Genomic DNA, 14,273 nt, shown 5'->3' with positions numbered 1-14,273 from the left:
TCCTTTCTCTCAATCTCAAGCCATGGCTTCCAGAACTCTTTACCAAAAACAGGCCGATACGCGCACCAAAAAAGCCTTGAAGCTGCGCGCCAGCTACGATACGAAAGTCAGAAAATACGCGCTGGCTCTGTTAGCTGCCCTGGATGGGGCTGAACAGGCGCGGGTCCGCATCAACCGGATTAATGCGCTGTACGGGGTGGACATTTCCCCTGAAACGCTGATGGTGCATGCTATGCGCCAGGCCACGATTGCGCCGAGCCTGCGAGGCCCCCTGGACGACTACAGCCCGGGGGAGGAAATTCAACTCTTTGCACCTGCCCTTAACGGCAACGGTGGGCTTGCCCTGGAGGTGGAGGCCGTGTTTGGAGAACTGGCGGGTGGCCTGGCCACGCCGGTTAACGTTCCGCTTGCCGTTGCAGACCTGAGTGGCTTCATCACCCCGCAAGGCCTCGACCTGTATGTAAGAGCCAACAGCTCATCAGGCCCCATACGGGTGACGGAAAATTTCATGAATACCTCCATTCAGTTAGTAAGCGGTGAAGGTGGCTACCTCCACCTAGGTCAGGTAGCCGAGGGAGAAACCATTGTCATCACCTTTACTGACCAGTCCCAGGCATCTGTGGTACGAGAGTACGTTGCTCCAAATATTAACCTGGGGTAAGTAGTTGACCGTCTGTTTCCATGAAAGAGGCTTCGCAAATATGCGGAGCCTCTTTTTGTTGTAGGCTGGAAGCTGTTGATTAGGTATAGGCCCGCACGAGCGGTAGTACTTCTTGCGGATATGGGCAATGGCAGTATCGGCTGCTGTGATGCTATGGGCGGCGGGCCTTTGAGGACCTGGAATGTTAATTCTGCGTTCTATCAGTCACCGGGATAGGCAGGTATGGGCTGCGGATATACATTGTCAATAAATGAAATGCCGTCTAGATTTGTTCGCCGTCGGCCACAGATATGCAGACCTTGGAGGTGGCGCAATGGTGGATGCATGCTGGTTGTAGGCTAAAATGAATTAGGATAAGGCTCTATCGGCTTTATTTGTGTGACAGAAATTAACTGCTAAACGCACCCTATGAAAACCGAGGTCCGATTACTTCGTGCTAATGATATCGAACTACTAAATCAAGTAATTAAGCTGGCTGATGACAATCGAAGTACATTAGGCTTTATGCCTGCCCAGGCGTTCGGGCCATTCGTTAAAGCTGGAAACATTATTATAGCCTTGCAGGATGATACTCTCTGGGGCTATTTGCTGTTTCGCAGGGTAAAAACCAAGTATAGCGCAGCTATAACCCATTTATGTGTCAGTGAAGCAGCCAGGGGGCATCGGGTACCCGAACAGCTATTTGACTTCTTGAAGGAGCAGGTGAAAGGTGTATCCGCCGTCACATTGAAGTGTAGAAGGGATTATACATTTGCCAAAAGGGTTTGGATGAGGCTGGGCTTTGTACCAAGGGATGAGAGTACGGGAAGAAGCTTGGATGGAAAGCCGCTCACCCGGTGGTATTATCTGTTCAATAATCAGTTAGAGCTTTTTGGAGAGAAGGAAGATGACGATAAGCTGAAGGTCGTCATAGATGCTAACGTGTTCTATGACCTATGCAACGTCAAGGAGGCTGTTGCACCGAAAGAATCACACTCCTTACTGGCTGATTGGTTGCAAGATGATATCTCCTTATGTATTACAAATGAGATATACTTTGAAATTGATAGGAATGAAAACCGCGAAATCAGGGAATTCAATAGAAAGCAAGCTCGTAGTAAATTCGAGGAGCGGAAATATGATGCTTCTACTAGAGATATTATTCTAACTGATATTAAATATATTATTAAACGTACAGATACGGAGCGAAATAAGTCAGATTTAATACATCTGGCTAATACAATAGCAGCAAAAGCTAGATATTTTATTACGCAAGATGTTGCTGTTATAGAGCAGGGAGAGATACTTTTCGATAAGTACGGCTTGCTAGTCAGGCGGCCCGTAGATTTAATTGTAGATATTGATGAGCTAAAAAACAATAACAAGTATGTAGAAGCCCGATTTGTAGAACATAAGACTTCGTTTGCTCCAATAAAATCGAAAGATATAACTCTTATTGCACAGGACTTTATTTATAATGAAGGTCGTGAAAAGCTTAATGAGCTGCGAGCTAAGATTCGAGCATTCGTTTCAAGCCCTGAACGATACACCGCTCAGGTTTGGAAGGCAAATAGAAGTGAGGTAGTGCAACACGCAATGGTTGTGTGGAGCATTGAAGGGCAAGGGCTAGAAGTTTCACTACTGAGGTGTAAAAGCAATCACAGCCGACTAGTAGAAAGGAAATTAAAAGATCTTATTCTAGATGCTGCAAATAAGAGTCTAACTTATGTAAAGGTGTCTGACCAGTACATTTCTGATACTGTACGAAAGGCTCTGACCGAATACGGTTTCTTCCGGGATTCAAGCGACAATAAGTGGTATCGGTTTCTAGCTTCAGGTATCAGGAATATTACTTATTTGAAAGAACGGATTGGCCCTAACTTGCAATGTGCAGGTGGGCTCTTGGAGCCATTGAATCAGGTGTTTCTCAAGAATGAGTTAGATACGATAAGCTTGTTCAACGTGGAAAAGTGCTTGTGGCCTGTCAAATTAGATGCTGCCAAAGTCCCCTGCTACATAGTGCCAATTCAGCACCGCTGGGCCAGAAACCTTTTTGACGAGAGGATGAGCGAGGCAGATATTTTTGGCTTCGACTCAACGCTGCTCTTCAGCCGACGCAACGTATACTATCGAGCGGCTTCTCCGCGCTTGCCCAAGGAAGGCAGAATCTTATGGTATGTATCTAAGAGTAAGGGCGGGAAAAACTTTGGTGAGATACGTGCATCCTCCTACGTGGAAGCGGTAACGATTAGTAGCGCGAAAAGCCTTTTTCGAAAATATGAGGGATTAGGCATATACAAATGGAACGATATAATAACTTTAGCAAATGGGGATGCTAATGCACAAATTATGTGCTTCGAATTTGCAGATACTGAGCTTTTAACAAAGCCGATGAGTTTTAGTGAACTACAGAAAACATTAGTATCTGAAGGTAGAAAACCTAATCAGATTTTAGCTCCTACTGAGATAAGTCACGAGTTGTACATGAGAATCTATTCTCAAACCTACTAACTTTGTTAGTATGCAAGTAATCCTGATGTCTATAAAGCCAAAGTATGCGGAGAAAATCATACTAGGCAGTAAGACCGTTGAGCTTCGTCGGATTGCTCCGAATTTGGATAAATCCGGTGTCATCCTGATTTACGAAAGCTCTCCTGTGAAAGCGGTAACAGGTTGCGCTTTTATTAGCCGTATAACAAAGTCAAGCCCGTCAATGCTATGGGAGGAGTTTGCGGTAGAAGCTCAAATATCAAAAGACGATTTTGATGAATATTACCAAGGGACAGACCAAGCATTTGCGATTCATATCAGTCGGGCTGCAAGGTTAACTGAACCTATAAGTTTGGCTAATTTAAGGAATGAACATATCCTGCTCAATCCACCACAATCCTACTGCTACCGTCAACTGGAGGATTTTGGCGAGGAAATCGGCCAAGAAATAGATTCGATGAAGCGGCAAGCTGTTACCGCCTTTTGAGTAACATCTGTGCTAGTGTTTTTACAACAAGCCCCGACCTGCATCAGCGGTCGGGGCTTGTTGTAGTGCCTGAACGGTTAATTTCAAAACTAGTTAGATATAAAGGATACGTAATTACCATAATCTACGCCCCACTGTACGTGGAAATCCATGGTTATAATGTGAGGTTCTGCCTACCCAGTATGGCAGACGGGCTCCTGCTCGGCGTAGGCCGCCTGCAACAAGCGGCGGTACTTCTTGCGGCCCTGCTCCATGGTAGCGGCGTCCGCGGAGAGTTCGACCAGCCAGATATTGTGGGGAGCTTTCTTTTGAACGCCAATAATGAGGAAGCGGTCGGCCTGCAGCACGTCGAGGTAGAAGGCGGCCTGGCGGTCGTAGTCGTACTGCTCAATGGTGGCCAGAAAGTGGGACAGGTCGCGGCAGCTGGTGGTTTTGAAGTCGATGAGGGTGAGGCGGCGGCCGGCGGGGCTGCGCACGAGCAAGTCGGGGCGCACCTTCACCTGTACACCGGTAGCGGTATGGATGGCGGTATGGGTTAGCTCGGGGGTGCCTCGGTAAAGCAGGTCGCGGCAGTAGCGGTTGCGGCGCACCTGGCGAGCTAATTGTTCCAGCTGCTCCCAGGGGCATTTGTCAGGGGTGCGGGCGTAGGTGGCGGGCTCCAGGGTGGCCGCGTGGAAGGCGGTGCCATAGGCCAGGGCAGCCGGGTTGGGGGTGCGCAGCTGACCGAGAGCCTGGGCTTTGAGGTTGGACAGGTCGGTGTTGCTGACGTAGGGCAGCTCGCGGTGCTGGGCCTGGGTCAGTTCGGGTAAGGAAGTGAGGTTATGGAACATGGCTGTTGGAGTCATGAGGTGAATAGCTACTAGCTAGCAGACGAGAGCCAGGCGCTGGTTGTCGGCGGTGCGGTGAAGCCAAATGTGAGCTCCGCCGCAGCCGACCAGGTAGGCTGGCTCCGGGAACAGCTCGCGCACGGTCGGGGCCAGGTCGCGCAGATCGGGGAGTGGGTTAGTGGCGTCGATGAGTTGGGTGAGCTGCTGCAGGCGGGCTGCTTCGGCTTCGTCGTGGGCAGGCTGCTCGATGGTGAGCTGGGGCAGTTGGGCCGGGTCGGGAAGGTGGGCGTAAACGATGGAGCGCATAATACGGGTAGTATGTGGTCAGGTGGCCCCCTCCCCGGAGTGGGTCGGGGGCCGGTAGCTCAGGCGGCTTGCTGGGTTTCAACTTCCTCGGAGGCCGGGGCCTCGGCGGGCAGCTCCGGGGCCGGCACGGTGTAGCCGTGGCTGATGCGCAGGTCGGCCGCACCGGTATAGGTTTCCTGCCGCCAGATGGGGAAGTCCTGGGCGAAGTCGCGGCGGGCGGCTACCTCCTGCGAGTCGGCGGGCTCATAGCTAAACTCCGCTATGTAGTAAGTAGCCTTCTTGCCGTCCTTGGTGGTTTCCTTGCGGGTGGCCTGCACCTTTACGACCACGTCGGCCAGGGTAAGGTCGTCGTAGAACAGCGGCTCGATGAGGCGGTAGAGGTTTTCCACCGAGTAGCCGTGGAAGAGCACAGCGCAGATGGCGCCCTTGTCGTCGGCGTAGAACAGCTCGGCCCAGAGCTTGCGACCCATGTTGAGAATGTCGTCCTCAAACACGCGCCAGGCCAGCGGAATGAAGCGGAGCGAGTTGCCCAGCGGTACCGTGCCGCCGATGTTGAACTGGCCAGCTTTGGCGTCGAAGCGCACCTGGCGGGGGTGACCGGGCAGGTAGCGGAAGCGGCTGATTTCGGTGACCTCGCCAGTAGCCTCATCTACAGCAGCGGTGAGGTAAGCCCGGCTGGGCGAGGTAGTGGGAGCCAGCTCAGCAGTTGGAGCAATGGCCAGGACGGTTGTAGTGGGAGCGGTGGCGGTTTGTTTAGCCATAGGAAAAAAGAGAAGGAGAAATGAATGGGAGCCAATTGTCGGCCCGGCCCCCTGTAGCCGTATGCGGTTAGCCCTTGCGTGGGCTTGGGTTTTCGTGGCAGGTCTGGAAGTGACGGGCGTCGCGGATGGCCTCACGCATGGCGGCGGAGCGCGTAGACCTTTCACCGTTAGCGGTGGTGGGGTAGAAGGGCTGGCGCATCTGCCAGATGAAGCCGAAACGCGGACAGGGCCGCACCCAGGCGCGAAAAATGGGCGCTTTCATAGGCCTAGCGGAATTGCTTATCGTGGCAGAGAATGACGCGGCCCACGATGCTGTCCTGGCCACGGGCGGCAGGCTGGTGCTGGTACCAGAGGTAGGTAGCCAGCAGATTCAGGTAGCAGGGGTTGCGAAACTTGCCCTCGTCGTCGATGATGAGAATCAGGTCTTTGGTAAGGCGCACCACGTCCACCGTGCGGCAGTTGAGCAGTTCGTATAACTCGGCCAGCTTAAAGCTGCGGCCGTTGCGGGGGCTAATGGGTTGGGGCTCGGCGCAGTGTGGGTCGAGTAGTTGGGGCTGGTAGGCAATAGCAGTTTTAGACATCGTTTTAGGCATCGTAGTAGAGAGGTAGCGGTTCTTTGAGCTCCCAGGGGTGAGGGTGGTAATCGTCAGAAGGCTGGGGGAGAAGGCCATAGCGGTCGGCCGGCCGTAGGCGGGGCGCAGGGGTTTCGTTCAATTGGTCGGCAGCGGCCTGGGCGTGCTGGTGGGTGGCGTAGGCACCGGGGGCCGCCTCCTGCTGGTAGTGGCCGGGGCCACCGGGACGGGTGCCAGGCTGAGCCACGTCGCGCACCACGGCCCAGCCGTGAAGCCCGGCGTACAGGCAGGCCGCGTACCAGCGGCCTGCCTGCGGGGTAGCGCCAGATGCTACCATTCCCCTTCGCGTAAGAGCAGTTGCTCGAGCTGCTCGGCCAGGGCTGCGCGCTGGGTGTGGCCGATGGCACTGAGCAGGCAAGCCCCCGAAGGCAGGGCCCATACCCCGCGCACCTGCACCTGGGGCACCCGCGCCGGAAAGCTGCCGGTAGAAACCCAACTGGCGTAGTAGGTGACGGCGGCCGGCACCTGGCGGCACCCACCGAAAAGGGAAACCGACAGCTCCCGCTCGGGCAGGGTGGCGCGGCGGTTGCAGTACCCTGCCCGCGAGGGGCAGGGCTGCGGACGAGTGGCGGCGCTAGGCATGGTGCAGGCGGGCGCAGCGGTGGCGACGAGCCCGGCAGGCAAAGCCCGGGCGCAGCAGTTGCACCCCGCACAACGCGGCAGCAGTGCGGGCAATGGTACCCTGGGCGTGGTGGCGGCATACCGGCACCCCGGCGGCATAAGCGGCCGCCACGGCCGCGGCTACAGCCTGGAACGGACACTCCTGCTGAGCATAGTGGCAGCCGCCCTGGCTGGGGTGGTAGGCTACCTGGTACTGGGTAGCCTGGTAGCCGCCAGGGGCAACATAATGGCTGATGGTAGCATGGTGGGCAGCGGCAGGGCCTGACCAGGCAGCAGCTACTAGCTGCGAGAACTGCAAAGTGGTGAGCATGGCTGTAGATGTTAGCCGTGGGGCGCCCCTGCCGTAGGCCTCCGGGTAGGGCGGGTGTCCGGGCCTTTCCCGAACTTGATACTCAAATATACAAAATGTTTCTTTTAGTAGTGTACTAAAGTAGTAATTTATTTCCCTTGTTTTAACACTTAAATGCATAGAATTGTGTATCTTTATTTATGGAAAATATGCAAAAATGTTTGTTTGATAGTGCTGCGCACAGCGTGTGGACAGTGGCGGTGGTGGGCAGCCGGAGCCTGCAGGCTTGCCCGGCCCTGCTGGCCCGACTGGAGGCGCTACAGGCAGCCCAGCAGCTGGGCCAGGTGGTGAGTGGAGGCGCGGCGGGCGTAGATGCGCTGGCAGCTACCTGGTGCCGCGCCCATGGGGTGCCACTGGTGGAGCTGCGGCCAGATTATGCGGCCCACGGTACCGGCGCGCCGCATGTGCGCAATGCGGAAATAGTGCACCGGGCCGGGCTGGTGCTGGTGTGCTGGGACGGAGTGAGCCGGGGCACGCTAAGTGCTGCCCGCGCCGCTGCCCGCCTGGGCCGCCGGTGCGAGTGGCTGGCCGCCCCGCCCCCGCGCGGCACCTAAGCCGGCCTGTGGGTGGCAGGCAGGTGGCAGACCACCAAGCTTAAATGCCTCGGCTGGGGGCTTGGGGGTGGCCTGAGCGCCCCAATAGACCGGCCCGAAGGGCACCTTATGAGGGAGTAGCGGCCTTTTTTCGGCCGCGGAACCCGAGGCCATGCAGAGCGGAGTGGAGCATAATGCGGGGGCTTGGGGGCCTCCCCAACAGACACGCGCCGCAGGCACCGCATTGGGTAGGGGAGAGGCAGGCCGACCAGCGGACTGGGGCGGTTGAAGCAGCTACATCCTGAGATGTCGGGAGAAGGCGCGAATGATGGTGAGGGGGCGACGGAGGAGTCCGTACGTCAGCACCACAGCCTTCAGCACATCAAGCGGAGGCAAAGCCCTGAGCGGCCTGGCTCGAAGGGCTCAGAGAAAAATAATCCTATAAATACTTAGTGGTTAATTTTGAAGAGGTTGGAATAGCTGTAAACTTTTATCTACTTTAATACACAATATCAAACTGATAATTCTATTTCATGAAACAGGCAACGATTTCACTGACACAGCGGGAGGTTCCGCGCCTGAACCTAGTGCAGCAGCAGCGACAGGTAGAGCGGCTCGCCCAGGCGGTGCCGGCCTTGGCGGCCGCCTACGGAGAAGCGTTAACGCTTTGGCTCGGGGACCCGGTACTGCGGCTTGCGGGCCGGCCCATTATAACGGAGTGCTACCGCAGCTCAGAACGACAGAACGGGCTCTATGCCCAGGGGCGTAGCAAACCGGGGCCGATTGTGACCTATAAGCGCGGGGGAGAATCCAAGCATAACCTACGGCCGACGCCGGCCCTTGACGTGGCGTTTCTGCTGGCGGATGGATCGGTGTCGTGGTCGGGGCTGCTGCTCTCGAAGTTTGCCCGGTTGATGAAGGCGGCTGATGCGCGGGTATTGTGGGGAGGGGACTGGAATGGGAACGGGAGGAGCGACGATGAGCGGTGGCTGGACCGGCCCCACTTTGAGTTGCTCTCCGTGCCGAGAGGCGGGCGTCATGGATAGTTTGCTTAGCAATTGGGGCGTGCTCTCCTCGGTGGTGGCCGGTGCCGTAGCGGTGCTGCTCTACTTCGTAAAGAACTGGCGGGCCGTGGAAGAACTGAAGATATCCTGCCAGAAGCAGGAGCAAAAGTCAGAGGCCCTAGCCCTGAAGGTGGACGAATACCATGTGGCGGCCGTAGCGCGGGAGGCCAAACTGCGGGAGGAAATCAAGCTGCAGGCCGAGCAGGTACGCATTGAGGGCTTGCAGCAGCGGGCGGAGCTGCGCAAGGAAATGACGGAACTGGTGCTTAAGCTCACGGAGCGGCTGGCCAACATCGACAAGACCATGGCCCTGGTGGAGGAACGCACCAAGGTGCTGACTGAGGCCAGCAAGGAACAGGATTCTCGAAACAAGTGGGCCGACCGGATTCTGGCGCGGCTGGAGCAGAAATAAGTTGTTGGCAGGCGGCTTTCCGTTGTCAGTGGCTGCCTCTTCGACCTGATATAACAGCTGACAATCAACACCTAATAAGTAATCAAATGGACAAGAAGCTAACAGTACTGGACCGGGTGACCCTGCCTACCCCTCGGTTCTTTCGGAAGGTGCGCACGATTGGGGCGGCTTTGGCGGCGGTGGGCGGCATACTGGCTACGGCGCCGGTGGCATTGCCGGCAGTAGTCGTAACGCTGGGTGGGTACTTGGTGCTGGCTGGTTCTATTGCAGCGGCGGTATCGTCGGTGGCAGTGGAGCCAGGTAGCCAGGAAGCGGCAGCGCAGGAGCGCCAAGCGCAGGGTGGGTCATCGGCGGAGACGTTGTAGGTACTGCAGAAAGCAGTTAATCACACGACAAATACCACTAATGAGAAGGCGAGAAGCTTAATTACCAGCTAGGGCGTGTTGACAATCAGAGCAGCCAGACGAAGGTAGCGGCGCACTGGGCGAAGGCCAGAAAAGAAGAAGCAGATTTATCGTAGCGGGTGGCCAGGCGGCGATACTGCTTGAGGCGGTTGAAGAAGCGTTCCACCTTGTTGCGGTCAGCGTAGAGGTTATGGTCCAGCGCCCGTTGGCTGCGTCGGCTGCGTTTGCTGGGCACGACGACCGCGGCGCCGGCCTGCGTGATTTCCGCCACCACGGCGTCGGTGTCGTAGGCTTTGTCGGCCAGCACGGCGCCGACGGCCAGGCCCGCCAACAAGCTGGCGGCCACGGTGCAATCGGCCTGCTGGCCCGGCGTTAGGGCCAGCCGCAACGGGTTGCCCAGCGCGTCTACGACGGCGTGGAGCTTGCTGGTGAAGCCGCCGCGCGAGCGGCCAAGGCCTTCGGCGTGGGGGCTGCTTTTTTTTGCCCGGCCGCGTGCTGGTGGGCCCGCACGCTGGTCGAGTCGAGCATGGCCCAGTCCAGGTCCGGCTCCTGCACGGCCTCAAACACGCATTGCCAGATGCCTTTCTAGGCCCAGCGGCGGAAGCGGCGGTACACCGAATTCCACGGCCCAAACCGCTCGGGCAAGTCCCGCCACGGTGCCCCGCTGCGCGCAATCCACAGCACGGCGTTCACAAACAAGCGGTTATCGGCCGCCGAACGACCGGCGTCCCCGGCTTTGCCCGGCAGCAGCGGCGCTAAACGCGCCCAATCGGCATCTTTAAGTTCGTAACGTCGCACAGCCCAAAGGTCGGCGATTGTCCACACACCCTAGGATACATTGTGTAAACTGAAAGCCCGGCCGATAGGCTGGGCTTCATTTTTAACTATTAGTTTATATTATATGAATATATAGATATAACTTAAGGCCATACCTCACTGTCAAACACTTCCCTACTATGAAAAGAGCCTTACTAAGTTTGGTATTAGCAGGAACGCTGTTCACCTACACTGCGTGCAAAGGGCAGGATATTGGCTCCGATAGTAAAGGGGGCAGCGTGTTTACCGTGTATGCTTTAAAGTCAGTAAGAGCCGAATTAAATACGAAGGAGCCACTTGCTCTTAGCCGTGTTGCTATTGTTGACTCTGTTCAAAAGGTTAATACATCAACTGGCATACGTACTGTGCGAAAGGTGCATGGAATTACAACGAGGCTGGCGCTATCTAATTCCGGAAAAAACGTTGTACTCTCTAACCTGCTTTCCACTAAACTAGGAGTCGAAGCGCGGTTAGGTTATCAGATAGTAGTAGATTCTGTTACCAATTTAGACGCGTTTCCAGGTACTTTCTCGATAGGCGGGGGACTAATATCAGGCTTCGATAACTTTTTGCTTTATGATAAAGCAAGTAACACTGTATCGCACGAACGGCCTTTTAACATCGGTGCTGAAGTAAATTACAACTTCTACTTCGCGGCACCATCAGGCGTGAAAAAGCCTACCCGATGGGTAATTGCCCTGAATACTTCCATTGTCAGGACTTGGAACAGTGACGATTTGATCAGCTATCAGAATCTGGATAAAGCCACCATAGCGCAAAACGCTGTGGCCTTTGAAAAGTTTGAAGGCCGATATGGTACACTGGACAAAAGCGTATGGAAGGGTAGGGCTTCGATTGCAGTGCCTGTATTTTTCTGGCACATCAACCTGATACCGTTTTATGCCGTGTCAACGAATTTTAATAACAAAACTAAATCAACACCGGGGGTAAATCTTAACTATGTTACTCAGCCTATCCAATGGTATAAATATAAATTTCCTTCAAGCGTAGGCTTGGGATTAGATTGGTTTGACAAAAAGGCCAGTAAGCCCAATCTGTTTATCCGTGGAGCCTTTAGTATATAAATACGAAGAAAAGCCCCAGGTATCAACAGCTAATTTCCGCTTAGGTCGGCCATAAACGATGAAGCGCGGGAAGCAGAAGTCAACGGAGCTACCGCCTCTGAAGGCGGCAGATATTCTGTATAGTCTAACCAGAAGCGCTGCGGCACTACGGCGGCTGCAGGCGCTGAAAGAAAAGCCCTACAGCCTTCTGGCCGGGACCCTGCTGCTATGGGTAGGCCGTGAGGAGAAGCTAACAGCTAAGGCCCTGCAACAGCAGCTAGGTGTAAGTGCGGCTGTGTTGCGACGATGGATAGAAGTATGCTACGCTGATCTGCTGGCACTATTGGAAACTGACGCCAGTGTGCTGTCATCTGGAACAATAGAACATTGGCTATATCTGCACGGACGCCGCAGGACAGTAGAAGTGCGATGCCGGCTGCCTGTAATTCCGCGTTTGCATGAACAGGTAGAGTTGCAATTGGTAGCAGCAGAAGCGGGCAATTCGGAGTTTTATGTGGAAGCTGTCACGTATGAACTGATGGGTGATGAGATAATTGTGCATCTAGCTCTGAAGGCGGGGTACTATAATGCCTACATTGAAGGACTGTTGCAACGCGCTCTGTTCGAAAACGAAATCAGTATACATGAGCTGTTGGAGCTACCGCGCTACCGATTGGAGGAAAGGCTCCGGGAGCTATATCATTGAAGATTGCATAGCCGCTACCAGCCCTAGTATAGCTGGTCAGAATGCGGATGAGCTTATTGTATGGACTAGAAACGCTGGACGTAGCGGGCGGCGGCTACCTCGTCGATGAAATGAATAGCGTGGTGGGCTAGTTGGACGGGGAAGGTGGCGCCTGGTGTCAGGCCGGTGAAGCGGAGGGCAGCATCTTCGTGCATGGCCCGGTGGAGCGTAGCAGATTGTTGGTAGGTGGCGTAGGTCTGGGCTAACAACGGCTCGGCGGCGGCTAGGCGCTGGGCGTCGGGCACCCGGTCGCGCTTGGTGTGCTGGTTGAACTGGCGGTCGACGGGCAGCAGGTTCCAGAGCTCATTGACGGGGTACACAGTCAAGGGCAGCAGGTGGTCGAGGTCGTAGTGCTGAGGCTGGGTTAGGGGCTTCTGCGTCCAGGGGCAAATGAAGCGCACATTTTCGTGAAGCAGAATATCTACTTGGTTGCGTTCCCAAGTGAGAGGGCGACGATTGTCGGGGCGGGCGGTGAGCAGGGTGTAGACTTGGCCGCGGGTAACGAGGGAGCCGGCGTCCTGGGTGACGCTTTCAGTGAACAGGCTCCACTCGTGTAGGCAGAGGGCTTCGACGTAGAGGGAAAGGCGGTGAAAGGCTTCCCACAATTCAGCAGACACGACGAGGCAGGTATCCTGAGGGCGGGTACCGGGCAGAGGGCGCACCTGCGGGGGTAGTTGGTCAAGGCGGGTGGGCTTATTGAATACCGACCACTCGCCGGGGCCAGCGTAGCGGATGGGCATGAGCAGAGCCTTGGCGGCAGCAGCTACGGCTTGGGCGTAGGCTTGCTGCAGCGTGGGGGCGTAGGTGGCCCGGCGGCGCGGGGTGCGCATCTCGGTGAGCAAGAAGAAGCCGTCGGCCTCCTGGGCCGGGAGCTGTACGGTGGTCTGCCATTCTTGCCGAAGCTGGGTAAGGGCCGGGCGAAAGGAAACGTCGTTGCGGAGCTGGCCGCCGACGATGGCACGGGCGCCCTGGTAGATGGGCTGGTTGGCGTCGGCGAAGGGCCAGTAGTAGGCGGTCCATAGCTCGGCCAGGCGCGCGAGTGGCACGGCTACAGGCTGATGGGAGCGGGCCAGGTCGGGGTACAGTAGAGCGAGGTCGTTGATGGCCCGGAGCAGGGCGATTTTGTAGCTGTTGGTTTTCTTATCGTGCTTGAGGATAGTGGCAATGGCTTGTTCGCCGGATAGAGGGGGCATGGATTCCGGTTAGTTGCGGTAATCAGCTTTGAAGGATTGAGTGGCGAGTAGAAATTCAGCTATCTCGGATAAGAGCTGCTTCTTCTCGCTGAAGGTTAGCTGGTTGAATGATTTAGCGGATAGGTTGGCTTTACGGGCTGCCCGTACCTGATCATAAACGCCTCGTCCACCCCGTTGGATAAAATGACGGTATTCGTTGGATTTGTAGTGCTTGGCGGATGTAGTGAAGAATCGGTCAGCTTCACTACTGGATACAATGCCATACATGGCTAACTGAGGCGAATTGTAGTTGCCTTCAATGGCTACGGTAAAGGTGTTGCCTACCGCACGTATGGTCATACTAGAGTGGTTGCCGTCTATCTGGCTTCTCCGATCTACCTTCTCCACGATATAATCGAACAGAATCTGGCCAAACTCCACTTGCTGAAAGTGTTTCTCTTCCTTGTTTAACTGGGGTGGATTAGCGAGGGCGGCTGGTTGCGGTTGGGGCGGTACTGCGCCTACCTCGTGCGGCGTAATGAATTGTGCAACAAACTGGCGTAGCTGTGCGAGTTCTTCAGGCGTTTCTAGCTGCCCCCCTATCTCAATGGAGTTACCTATCGAACTGCTCAGCAAATTCAGAGAAGCAATGATGCCCGTTGTTTCGTTGAAATAGAGCTTTGCGTGCAGGTTGGGAACCAACCGGGGTATGATGCCAATGCTCTCGACCTGCTCTTTGCTTTTTAGATTCGAGGACTCATGCCGGATGTAGAATGCAATATTGACACCTCGGTTGCGCGCTGCTACTAATGCACTAGAAACTTGCTTGGAGTACGAAAGGTCAACGTAAGGAGAGACAAGGACTAACTCTTTTTGAGCTTCTAAAATAACGTCTAGTAGTTGGCCGCTAATCTTGTGGGAAGGCAGAATTTTCATTTAAGAATCTAATG

At 55.3% G+C, this 14,273-nt stretch carries 19 protein-coding genes and 1 pseudogene; 9 read left to right on the top strand and 11 right to left on the bottom strand.

Annotation, left to right across the window (positions count from 1 at the left end; genetic code table 11):
• The first annotated feature begins 22 nt into the window (after positions 1-22).
• The 3 genes from IEW18_RS04970 to IEW18_RS04960 all read left to right on the top strand — a co-directional run bounded on the left by IEW18_RS04970 (position 23) and on the right by IEW18_RS04960 (position 3,617).
• Positions 23-661, top strand: coding sequence for a hypothetical protein (locus IEW18_RS04970; RefSeq protein ID WP_188556712.1), 639 nt, complete (start codon positions 23-25; stop codon positions 659-661).
• A 408-nt stretch (positions 662-1,069) separates the two neighbouring features.
• A complete protein-coding gene (locus tag IEW18_RS04965) occupies positions 1,070-3,151 on the top strand; it encodes a GNAT family N-acetyltransferase (protein ID WP_188556711.1) in 2,082 nt (693 codons plus the stop codon).
• A 10-nt stretch (positions 3,152-3,161) separates the two neighbouring features.
• Positions 3,162-3,617 carry an ASCH domain-containing protein gene (locus tag IEW18_RS04960; protein WP_188556710.1) on the top strand — a complete coding sequence of 152 codons (456 nt, stop codon included), beginning with the start codon at positions 3,162-3,164 and terminating at the stop codon, positions 3,615-3,617.
• 173 nt (positions 3,618-3,790) lie between these two features.
• On the opposite strand, the gene IEW18_RS04955 is transcribed toward IEW18_RS04960, so the two are convergent.
• The 8 genes from IEW18_RS04955 to IEW18_RS04920 form a co-directional block, all read right to left on the bottom strand.
• Positions 3,791-4,462 (bottom strand): PD-(D/E)XK nuclease-like domain-containing protein, encoded by a 672-nt coding sequence (locus tag IEW18_RS04955; RefSeq protein WP_229728600.1) that lies wholly within the window; start codon positions 4,460-4,462, stop codon positions 3,791-3,793.
• An 18-nt stretch (positions 4,463-4,480) separates the two neighbouring features.
• Positions 4,481-4,750 (bottom strand): hypothetical protein, encoded by a 270-nt coding sequence (locus IEW18_RS04950; RefSeq protein ID WP_229728599.1) that lies wholly within the window; start codon positions 4,748-4,750, stop codon positions 4,481-4,483.
• Between the two features lie 59 nt (positions 4,751-4,809).
• Entirely contained in the window at positions 4,810-5,511 is a 702-nt protein-coding gene (locus IEW18_RS04945) for a hypothetical protein (RefSeq protein ID WP_188556709.1), read from the bottom strand.
• Positions 5,512-5,578: 67 nt separating this feature from the next.
• Entirely contained in the window at positions 5,579-5,773 is a 195-nt protein-coding gene (locus IEW18_RS04940; protein WP_188556708.1) for a hypothetical protein, read from the bottom strand.
• A 4-nt stretch (positions 5,774-5,777) separates the two neighbouring features.
• Positions 5,778-6,092: a DUF3846 domain-containing protein gene (locus IEW18_RS04935; RefSeq protein WP_188556707.1), complete on the bottom strand. Its 315-nt coding sequence runs from the start codon at positions 6,090-6,092 to the stop codon at positions 5,778-5,780.
• A 4-nt stretch (positions 6,093-6,096) separates the two neighbouring features.
• On the bottom strand, positions 6,097-6,420 hold the full coding sequence (locus IEW18_RS04930; RefSeq protein WP_188556706.1) for a hypothetical protein: 324 nt from the start codon (positions 6,418-6,420) through the stop codon (positions 6,097-6,099).
• Complete coding sequence (locus tag IEW18_RS04925) at positions 6,414-6,725, bottom strand: hypothetical protein (RefSeq protein WP_188556705.1); 312 nt, start codon at positions 6,723-6,725, stop codon at positions 6,414-6,416. Before IEW18_RS04925 ends, IEW18_RS04930 begins: the two co-directional genes overlap by 7 nt.
• On the bottom strand, positions 6,718-7,074 hold the full coding sequence (locus tag IEW18_RS04920; protein ID WP_188556704.1) for a hypothetical protein: 357 nt from the start codon (positions 7,072-7,074) through the stop codon (positions 6,718-6,720). The genes IEW18_RS04925 and IEW18_RS04920 overlap by 8 nt, the downstream gene beginning before the upstream one ends.
• Positions 7,075-7,262: 188 nt before the next feature.
• Here IEW18_RS04920 and IEW18_RS04915 point away from each other — a divergent pair, with 188 nt between their 5' ends.
• The 4 genes from IEW18_RS04915 (at position 7,263) to IEW18_RS04900 (ending at position 9,487) form a co-directional block, all read left to right on the top strand.
• On the top strand, positions 7,263-7,667 hold the full coding sequence (locus IEW18_RS04915; RefSeq protein ID WP_188556703.1) for an SLOG family protein: 405 nt from the start codon (positions 7,263-7,265) through the stop codon (positions 7,665-7,667).
• 512 nt (positions 7,668-8,179) lie between these two features.
• A complete protein-coding gene (locus IEW18_RS04910; RefSeq protein ID WP_188556702.1) occupies positions 8,180-8,692 on the top strand; it encodes a M15 family metallopeptidase in 513 nt (170 codons plus the stop codon).
• Complete coding sequence (locus tag IEW18_RS04905) at positions 8,685-9,122, top strand: hypothetical protein (protein WP_188556701.1); 438 nt, start codon at positions 8,685-8,687, stop codon at positions 9,120-9,122. The genes IEW18_RS04910 and IEW18_RS04905 overlap by 8 nt, the downstream gene beginning before the upstream one ends.
• 86 nt (positions 9,123-9,208) lie before the next feature.
• Positions 9,209-9,487: a hypothetical protein gene (locus tag IEW18_RS04900; protein ID WP_188556700.1), complete on the top strand. Its 279-nt coding sequence runs from the start codon at positions 9,209-9,211 to the stop codon at positions 9,485-9,487.
• Between the two features lie 85 nt (positions 9,488-9,572).
• On the opposite strand, the pseudogene IEW18_RS04895 reads toward IEW18_RS04900, so the two are convergent.
• Positions 9,573-10,324: pseudogene (locus IEW18_RS04895) on the bottom strand (IS5 family transposase).
• Between the two features lie 158 nt (positions 10,325-10,482).
• Between IEW18_RS04895 and IEW18_RS04890 the strand changes: the two are divergent.
• Together IEW18_RS04890 and IEW18_RS04885 are read left to right on the top strand one after the other, a co-directional pair.
• Positions 10,483-11,427 (top strand): hypothetical protein, encoded by a 945-nt coding sequence (locus IEW18_RS04890; RefSeq protein WP_188556699.1) that lies wholly within the window; start codon positions 10,483-10,485, stop codon positions 11,425-11,427.
• A 58-nt stretch (positions 11,428-11,485) separates the two neighbouring features.
• Entirely contained in the window at positions 11,486-12,112 is a 627-nt protein-coding gene (locus tag IEW18_RS04885; protein ID WP_188556698.1) for a hypothetical protein, read from the top strand.
• 65 nt (positions 12,113-12,177) lie between these two features.
• Here the strand turns inward: IEW18_RS04885 and IEW18_RS04880 are convergent, their stop codons facing one another.
• The gene (locus IEW18_RS04880; protein WP_188556697.1) at positions 12,178-13,344 is read right to left on the bottom strand and encodes a DUF8808 domain-containing protein; all 1,167 of its coding nucleotides are present in this window, start codon (positions 13,342-13,344) and stop codon (positions 12,178-12,180) included.
• Between the two features lie 9 nt (positions 13,345-13,353).
• Positions 13,354-14,259, bottom strand: coding sequence for a phospholipase D-like domain-containing protein (locus IEW18_RS04875; RefSeq protein WP_188556696.1), 906 nt, complete (start codon positions 14,257-14,259; stop codon positions 13,354-13,356).
• Between the last annotated feature and the right edge of the window lie 14 nt (positions 14,260-14,273).

The sequence above is a fragment of the Hymenobacter glacieicola genome, from assembly GCF_014640315.1.
Lineage (GTDB): Bacteria > Bacteroidota > Bacteroidia > Cytophagales > Hymenobacteraceae > Hymenobacter > Hymenobacter glacieicola.
This window is presented reverse-complemented; position numbering and strand designations above follow the sequence as displayed.